General features: G+C 63.9%; 9 protein-coding genes. 3 read left to right on the top strand and 6 right to left on the bottom strand.

The annotated features are described in order from the left end of the window. The coding region (locus tag ACLFQI_RS10155; protein WP_410759028.1) for a glutathione peroxidase at positions 1–426 on the bottom strand (426 nt) is incomplete at its 3' end. Positions 427–676: 250 nt separating this feature from the next. Here ACLFQI_RS10155 and ACLFQI_RS10150 point away from each other — a divergent pair. The 3 genes from ACLFQI_RS10150 (at position 677) to ACLFQI_RS10140 (ending at position 2891) form a co-directional block, all read left to right on the top strand. Then, a complete protein-coding gene (locus ACLFQI_RS10150) occupies positions 677–1423 on the top strand; it encodes a ferredoxin--NADP reductase (protein ID WP_410759026.1) in 747 nt (248 codons plus the stop codon). Positions 1424–1633: 210 nt separating this feature from the next. Continuing rightward, positions 1634–2320 (top strand): c-type cytochrome, encoded by a 687-nt coding sequence (locus ACLFQI_RS10145; RefSeq protein ID WP_410759025.1) that lies wholly within the window; start codon positions 1634–1636, stop codon positions 2318–2320. A gap of 49 nt (positions 2321–2369) precedes the next feature. Then, positions 2370–2891: a DUF302 domain-containing protein gene (locus tag ACLFQI_RS10140; RefSeq protein ID WP_410759024.1), complete on the top strand. Its 522-nt coding sequence runs from the start codon at positions 2370–2372 to the stop codon at positions 2889–2891. Between the two features lie 83 nt (positions 2892–2974). Here ACLFQI_RS10140 and ACLFQI_RS10135 read toward each other — a convergent pair whose 3' ends face one another. The 5 genes from ACLFQI_RS10135 to ACLFQI_RS10115 all read right to left on the bottom strand — a co-directional run bounded on the left by ACLFQI_RS10135 (position 2975) and on the right by ACLFQI_RS10115 (position 7079). Continuing rightward, on the bottom strand, positions 2975–3484 hold the full coding sequence (locus ACLFQI_RS10135; RefSeq protein ID WP_410759023.1) for a GlcG/HbpS family heme-binding protein: 510 nt from the start codon (positions 3482–3484) through the stop codon (positions 2975–2977). A gap of 100 nt (positions 3485–3584) precedes the next feature. After that, a complete protein-coding gene (gene ispG / locus ACLFQI_RS10130; protein WP_410759022.1) occupies positions 3585–4814 on the bottom strand; it encodes a flavodoxin-dependent (E)-4-hydroxy-3-methylbut-2-enyl-diphosphate synthase in 1230 nt (409 codons plus the stop codon). 146 nt (positions 4815–4960) lie between these two features. After that, positions 4961–5815 (bottom strand): DUF4743 domain-containing protein, encoded by an 855-nt coding sequence (locus ACLFQI_RS10125; RefSeq protein WP_410759020.1) that lies wholly within the window; start codon positions 5813–5815, stop codon positions 4961–4963. A gap of 3 nt (positions 5816–5818) precedes the next feature. Beyond that, positions 5819–6646 (bottom strand): nucleoside triphosphate pyrophosphohydrolase, encoded by an 828-nt coding sequence (gene mazG / locus ACLFQI_RS10120; RefSeq protein ID WP_410759018.1) that lies wholly within the window; start codon positions 6644–6646, stop codon positions 5819–5821. Between the two features lie 76 nt (positions 6647–6722). Beyond that, positions 6723–7079, bottom strand: coding sequence for a hypothetical protein (locus ACLFQI_RS10115; RefSeq protein ID WP_410759016.1), 357 nt, complete (start codon positions 7077–7079; stop codon positions 6723–6725). Positions 7080–7249 lie beyond the last annotated feature (170 nt).

Raw genomic sequence — 7249 nt, 5'->3', positions numbered from 1 at the left:
GGGATAGACTCCGGTTTGTGTCGCAAGGTATTGATAAAGTGGGCTCGCCTTCCCCTTCTTGACATGGAGCTTCTCGAACATCGGAAACTCCACCGAGTAGGTCAGGCGGCAGAACTTCTGGATCTGTTCCTCGCTGCCCGGCTCCTGGTTGGCGAAATCGTTCGAGGGGAAACCGAGCACCACGAGGCCGCGCTCCTTGTACTTGGCGTACAGTGCCTCGAGGCCTTCGTACTGGCTGGTGAAACCGCATTTGCTGGCGGTGTTGACCATCAGCACGACCTTGCCTTGATAGGCATCGCAGAGCCTGACGGTGTCATCGCCGGCGAGGCGGCGCAGCTCGAAATCGAGCGCGGGACCGCAGTTGGCGGCAGCCTGAGTGGTCATCGTGAGCCCTCCAAGGAGCATGAGCAGGGGGAGAGGTCGCATCGGCGGATCTCATTGTGCGTTGTACAAAGACTCGACACCTCCCAGATGGGATGGACGCCGGTCAACACAATGCGGCCACTGCCGTGTTGCAAGCAATTGACGCGCGGAAGTCTTTTGCGGGATGACGCCGGGGCAGGCAGACGCATGAACAGTTGCCGGACAGGGTTTGAAACCGTCGTTTCGGGGCCACCTAGAGCCAGATTCCCCCAGGCCGCACCCGGCCACAACAGACGAGATGAGGTAGTGATCGATGGCTGACGATTGGATCGAAGGTCGCATCGCCGGTAAGCGGCACTGGTCGCAGGCGCTCTACAGCCTGCAAATCGACGCCCCGTTGCAGGCCTTCCAGGCCGGGCAGTACATCAAGGTCGCCCTCGACCTGGATGGCGAGCGCGTCGGCCGCCCCTACTCGCTGGTCAACGCGCCCCACGAGCAGCCGCTCGAGATCTACTTCAACGAGATCCCGGAAGGTCCGCTGACGCCGAAGCTATCCGATCTTCAGATCGGTGATCGCATCTGGATCTCGGCCAAGGCCAGCGGCGTCTTTACCCTCGACAATGTGGTTTCGCGCCGGCATCTGTGGATGCTGGCGACCGGTACCGCGCTCGGCGTATTCCTCTCGATGCTGAAGACCGCCGAGCCCTGGGAGCGCTTCGAGCGCATCATCCTGGTGCACGGAGCGCGCAATACCGGCGAATTGGCCTATGGCGAGACCATCGCCGCGCTCCAGGCCCAGCATGAGGATGCCTTGACCTTCATCACCGCGCTGACGCGCGATTCCAGCGAGACCGCTTTGCAGGGCCGCATCACCAATCTGCTCGAGAACGGTGTGCTCGAGGAGGCCGCTGGCGCCAAGATCAATGCCGATGACAGCCACCTGATGCTGTGCGGCAATTCGGAGATGATCAAGGATGTGCGCGCTTGGCTCGAGGCGCGGGGTCTACATCGGCACAAGCGCCATGAGCCCGGTCACTATACGACCGAGCAATACCATTGAGATCAGCGACCGCCGAATAACGCCGCCGCGGCCGTCCGCCTGAAGACTCGATCGGAAAGACTGGTTGTTGACGCGGTTGTAGCGCTGCCGACAATCGCCTATGTTAGCCGCGCCGAACCCAACGATGAGGGCTTGCCATTCGATGCCGAGGCCCTCTCATGCTTCGCGGCGGCGCGAAGACCCACCAGAGAGAGAATGGAGCACGTTCCGATGTCGCTGACGCGTTTGCTTCTCGCCGCGCTGGTCGCGGCTCCACTCGGCCTGATCATCGCCATGACGTCGGCCTCCGCCAGGGACGATTATGACGCTCGTAACCAGGCGCTGGAGGATGACGAGCCAAATCTCGCCGAGGGCGAGGTGATGTTTCGTCAATGCGCCCTCTGTCACGGTCAACGCGGTCAGGGCATCCTGGGCGGCAAGTATCCGCGCATTGCCGGGTTGCCCGAGTACTATCTGATGAACGCGCTGCGCGATTATCAGGATGGCAAGCGCAGCTACGACGCCATGTTGGTCGTCGGTGGCCTCAAGACCTACGATGACCGCGACCTGATGGACTTGGCGGGCTATATCTCCAGCCTCGAGATCGACCTTGATGTGCCCGCTCCGGCAGACGGCAGTGCACGTTCTGGTCGGCGCCTCTATAAATACGATTGCAAGACCTGCCACGGCCGCGAAGCGGAAGGCAAATCGCGCAAGGATTCACCGCCGCTACGCGGTCAATATCACGAGTACCTGATGCGGCAAATCGCGCTGTTCAAGAACGATGAGCGCATCCACGGCGATGATCCCGAGGACGAGACCTTCGACACCTATGAAGACGATGAACTCCTCGACATCCTCGCCTTTGTGGCTTCGCTCGACGATGACCCTGATGAAGACGACGATAACGACGATTGATGCCAGCGGCTAGAAGCGCTTGCCGATGCCCGCCCAAGGAGTTCCGCCCATGCTCAAACGCACCCTTGCAACCGCCGCGTTATTGTGGCTGTTGCCATTGTCGGTCCCGACCGCCTCGGAAATCGACAGCGCCAATGCCCCCGAAGTCACCATGTACGAGATCGGTCAGACGGTGCTCAAGATCGGTCTCATGGAGGGCGTCGGTCCCGACGACGCCATCGACGCCATGAATTCCAAGGCGATCGAGCTGAACATGAAGCTCGTCGGCCACCAGAACGTCAGTGGCGAACTCGAGGCGCGCGGGCTCGAGTCGCCCCGACTCGAGATCTTTCAGTTCTGCCGCCCGGAGGATGCCATCAAGATGGTGCGTTTCAACACCATCTATGCGGCCTACATGCCCTGCTCGATCGCGTTGGTCGAAGACGGCGAGGGACGCTTCTGGCTCGAGATGCTCAACCTGGACATGATCATCAATGCCTACGAGCTGCCACCGGAATTGCAGGCCATCGCCATCACCATCAACGGCGAGATGCTCTCCATCATCACCGCTGGCGCGACCGGGGACTTCTAGCGCGGTACCGCGCATCGCTGGGGGACATGGCCCGTGGGCGATTTCCCCAGTCGATGCGCGGTGATGCCTAGCCCCCGATGCCTCTACATGGCCATCTCGAGGTCGTCCTGGACGGCGTCGAGGCCGGCCTGCGCGCAGGCCTCATCGGTCTCGCCCGCCGGGGCGCCGCTGACGCCGACCCCGCCCACCAAGGCCCCGCCGACCTGGATCGGCAGACCACCCGCCGACATCACTAGAAAATCCTGACGCCCGACGGCGCTATCCGCCCGTGGCTCTAAGTCCGAGGTGGCGGCGTTGAAGTTGGCAGCGGTATAAGCCTTTTTGGCGCTGATCGGGATCGTGATCGGAGCCGCAATGGTGTCACGCGACTGGGTCTGGACGACGCCGTCGCGGTCGACGACGGTGACGCCGATCTGAATCCCCCTCTCGCGGCAAGCGTCGACGGTGGCCTGCGCGATGCGCTGCGCGGTCTCCAAGGACAAGCGCTGCACCGACACCATCATCGGTTCCTCGGCCGCGCTCGCGCCACCGGCCGATAAGGCGCCAGCCAGCGCCAGCGCGAGGCCCGGGAAGAGACGTTTGTTGGTCTTCATGCATGCATTCTCCGCAGTAAGGTTGGTGGTCGTGGCATACCATCGGCGAACAGCGTGGGGGTCGGTACCTGGGAGCGGCGCTCGGGATGGGCGAGCAAGATCAGTGGCCGCCAAAGCGCTCGACGATGTACTCGTCGACCATCGTCTTGAAGCGTTCAGCGATATCCGGCCCTTTCAGGGTCGTGGCCTTCTCGCCGTCGATATAGACCGGCGCCGAAGGCTGCTCGCCGGTGCCGGGCAGGCTGATGCCGATGTTCGCATGCTTGCTCTCGCCCGGGCCGTTGACGACGCAGCCCATCACCGCCACTTGCAGCGTCTCGACCCCTGGATAGGTCTCGCGCCAGACCGGCATCTGCTCGCGCAGATAGCCTTGGATATCCTCGGCGAGTTCCTGGAACACGGTGCTGGTGGTGCGACCACAGCCCGGGCAGGCGGTGACCATGGGGGCAAAGGAGCGCATGCCCATGGTCTGCAGGATTTCTTGCGCGACGACGACCTCGCGGGTGCGGGATTCGCCCGGGGCCGGCGTCAGCGACACGCGGATGGTGTCGCCGATGCCCTCTTGCAGCAACACCGACAGCGCCGCAGTCGAGGCGACGATGCCCTTCGAGCCCATCCCGGCCTCGGTCAAGCCCAGGTGCAGCGCGTGATCGCTGCGCGCGGCGAGCAGCCGATAGACCGCGATCAGATCCTGCACCCCGCTCATCTTGCACGAGAGGATGATGCGATCGCGCCCAAGCCCCAGCTCCTCGGCGCGTAGCGCGCTCCCGAGCGCGGACTCGACCATGGCCTCGCGCATCACCTCGTCGGCCGGCCTGGGACTGGCCGCGCGGGCATTCTCGTCCATCATGCGCACCACCAGTTCCGGGTCGAGACTGCCCCAATTGACGCCGATCCGCACCGGGCGGTCGTAGCGGCAGGCAATCTCGATCATGGTCGCGAACTGGCTGTCGCGCTTCTCGCCACGACCGACGTTGCCGGGATTGATCCGATACTTGGCCAGCGCCTCGGCACAAGCGGGATAGTCGCTGAGCAGGCGATGGCCGTTGAAGTGGAAATCGCCGATCAACGGCACGGCGGCATCCATGGCCTCGAGCCGCTCGCGAATGCGCGGCACCGCCGCCGCCGCCGTCTCGTTATTGACCGTGATCCGCACGAACTCGGAGCCGGCGCGGGCCAGCTCGGCGCATTGGGTGACGGTCGACTCGATATCGGCGGTGTCGGTATTCGTCATCGATTGCACCCGCACCGGTGCGTCGCCGCCGACCGGCAATCCGCCGATCATGACCTGGGCCGATGGACGCCGCTGAATGCCAAATTGATTGCTCATGTTGCCCTCGATAAAAGTGGTGCTGGAGAGTCCGAGCCAGGCCCGCTGTTGGGAACCTGCATGGCGCCTATTCTGAGCAGAACCCGGACGCGGATGCCAGACGCGAAGACCCGTTGGAGAGATCGAGCGCGGCTACCCGGCACGGCTCAAACGAGCGAGCGCAGGCGCTGGACGATCTCCAGATAATCGGGATGGTCGGGGGTGAGTACGCCATGCCTGACCAGGAAGTCGATGATCACCAGGTTGCAGTTGAGCTTGAACTCCTCTGTCTCGCGCACCAGGTCGGCGACTTGCTCGATCGGCAGCAGCGCGAAGCCGGCCACCTCGCCATCCTGACAACGCGGCGCGAAATCCTCTGGCAGCTCCAGATCGTAGCAGTACATCACATCCGGCTTCAGGCCGCGCTTGGAGGCGCGACAGTAGCTGATGGCGCCGACCGAGATCGCGCGATCGGCCAGCTGCGCCGGCATCCCCGCCTCTTCCGCGCACTCCTTGCGGATGTTCTCGCGCAGGCCGATACCCCAGGGCAGACCGCCGGCGACCATGTTGTCGAGTCGGTTCGGATAGACACGCCGATCCGCCGCGCGGCGCGCGATCCACATCCGCAGGCCATCGGCAGCGCGCACGAAACCATTGATGTGCTGCCCGAAGGCGCGTATCCCAAAGTAAGGCGCGCAGGCACGATCGATCAGGAAGCGCGCATCCTCACGCCGGCCGCTCGTCACCGGATAGGCCTCGCCGTGGCGGTAGCTGATGAACCCGCGCGCGATCAGCGCATCGCACAGCTGCGCCATGGCCTCGGTGCGCGCCTCGAAACCGCAGGGCGCGCGCGTCCAATGCAGGCCCTCGTCGGTGCGCGCGAAGCTTGTACCCAGCAATTCGCAGAGGGCGTCGGCAAACGCCCAACGCACCATCCCGAGCTGTTCGCCGGCGACGAAAAAGGGCGTGAAATCACCCGTTGCCCAGCGATTGCAGTCGTCAATGCGCGCAAGGAAGCTCATCGCTTAGTGCTGTTCGTGCTTGACGATCTCCCAGAGCCGATCCATCTCGGCGCGTTGGGAGCGCCCCGGAACCCGTCCGGCGGCGCGCAGGCAGACCTCGATGCGCTGGAAGCGACGCTCGAAGCGGTGATTGGCCGCGCGCAGTGCCTGCTCCGCATCGACCCCGAGATGGCGCGCAAGATTGACGCAGGAGAACAGCAGATCACCCACCTCGTGTACGCGCTCGGTCGGATCGGCATGCGCGGCGAAGGTCTCCTCGCACTCGTGCAACTCTTCATGGATCTTCTCGACGACCTGTTCCAGGCCATTCAAATCGAAGCCGACATTGGCGGCCCGCTTTTGCAATTTCTCGGCGCGCACCAGCGCTGGCAGCGCCTGGGCGACACCATCGAGGACGCTGATATGCGGGCGCTCGTGCTTGGCCTCGCGTTCGTCCGCCTTCATCCGCTCCCAGTTCGCGCGCACCTCGGCCTCGGACTCCACCCGCAGATCGCCGAACACATGCGGATGCCGTCGGATCATCTTGTCGCAAATGGCCTCGATCACGTCCGCGAAGCCGAAGGCATCGCGCTCCTCGGCCATACGCGCATAGATCACGACCTGAAACAGCAGATCGCCGAGTTCCTCGCGCAGCTCGGGCATGTCGTCGTTCTCGATCGCCTCGGCGACCTCGTAGGCCTCCTCGAGCGTGAACGGCAGGATGCTGCGCATGGTCTGCTTCAGATCCCAGGGGCAGCCGTGCTCGGGATCGCGCAGACGCGCGACGATCTGCAACAACGCCTCGATGCGGCGAATGTCCTCTGGGGGCTGGTTGCTCGATGAGTGGCTCATAAAAACAGGATGTCACACAGCTGAATGTTGGCAAACGGGGGCGAATCGATCCGAGCCGGCTCGGATCCCGAGCCCATCAGGGGCGCAGGAAGAAGTCGGACACGAGGCCCAAGAGCACGGCGGCCAACCCACCCCACTTCCAGTAGCCGATGGGAATCCCTGCCACTTCTCCAGGTTTGATCCGGTCTGGATCCTGGAGGATGCTCCACAGATGCGGTCCGGCCAAAAACCAGGGGATGAAGCCGAAGAAGACCGGCACCGCGAACCAGAGCGCCACCGGCTGATTGATATACATCAGCACCAGCAGCGCCGGCCAGACCACCAGATAGGTGGCGGACAGCTTGGCATCGAGCGGTTTCCGGCGCGTCCGCAGGAAGGCGATCAGAGCGCCAACCGTCCACAAAGCAGCGAGCGCGATCAAGACTAGGCGCATCGAAATCCCCCATTACTGAATGCCGCCGCGCCCGCCGGCCAGGTCGGACCCGAAACCCGCGCCTGCAAGCGAGGCTCCCGATACCAGCGAAGGATACAGGATGCGGCCCAAGCCTGCCGCGCGAGCCCGATCCCGGAGCAGCCGAGCCCGACCCCGGAGCAGCATCGAGA

The organism is Halochromatium sp. (assembly GCF_046541315.1).
Taxonomy (GTDB): domain Bacteria; phylum Pseudomonadota; class Gammaproteobacteria; order Chromatiales; family Chromatiaceae; genus Lamprobacter.
This window is presented reverse-complemented; position numbering and strand designations above follow the sequence as displayed.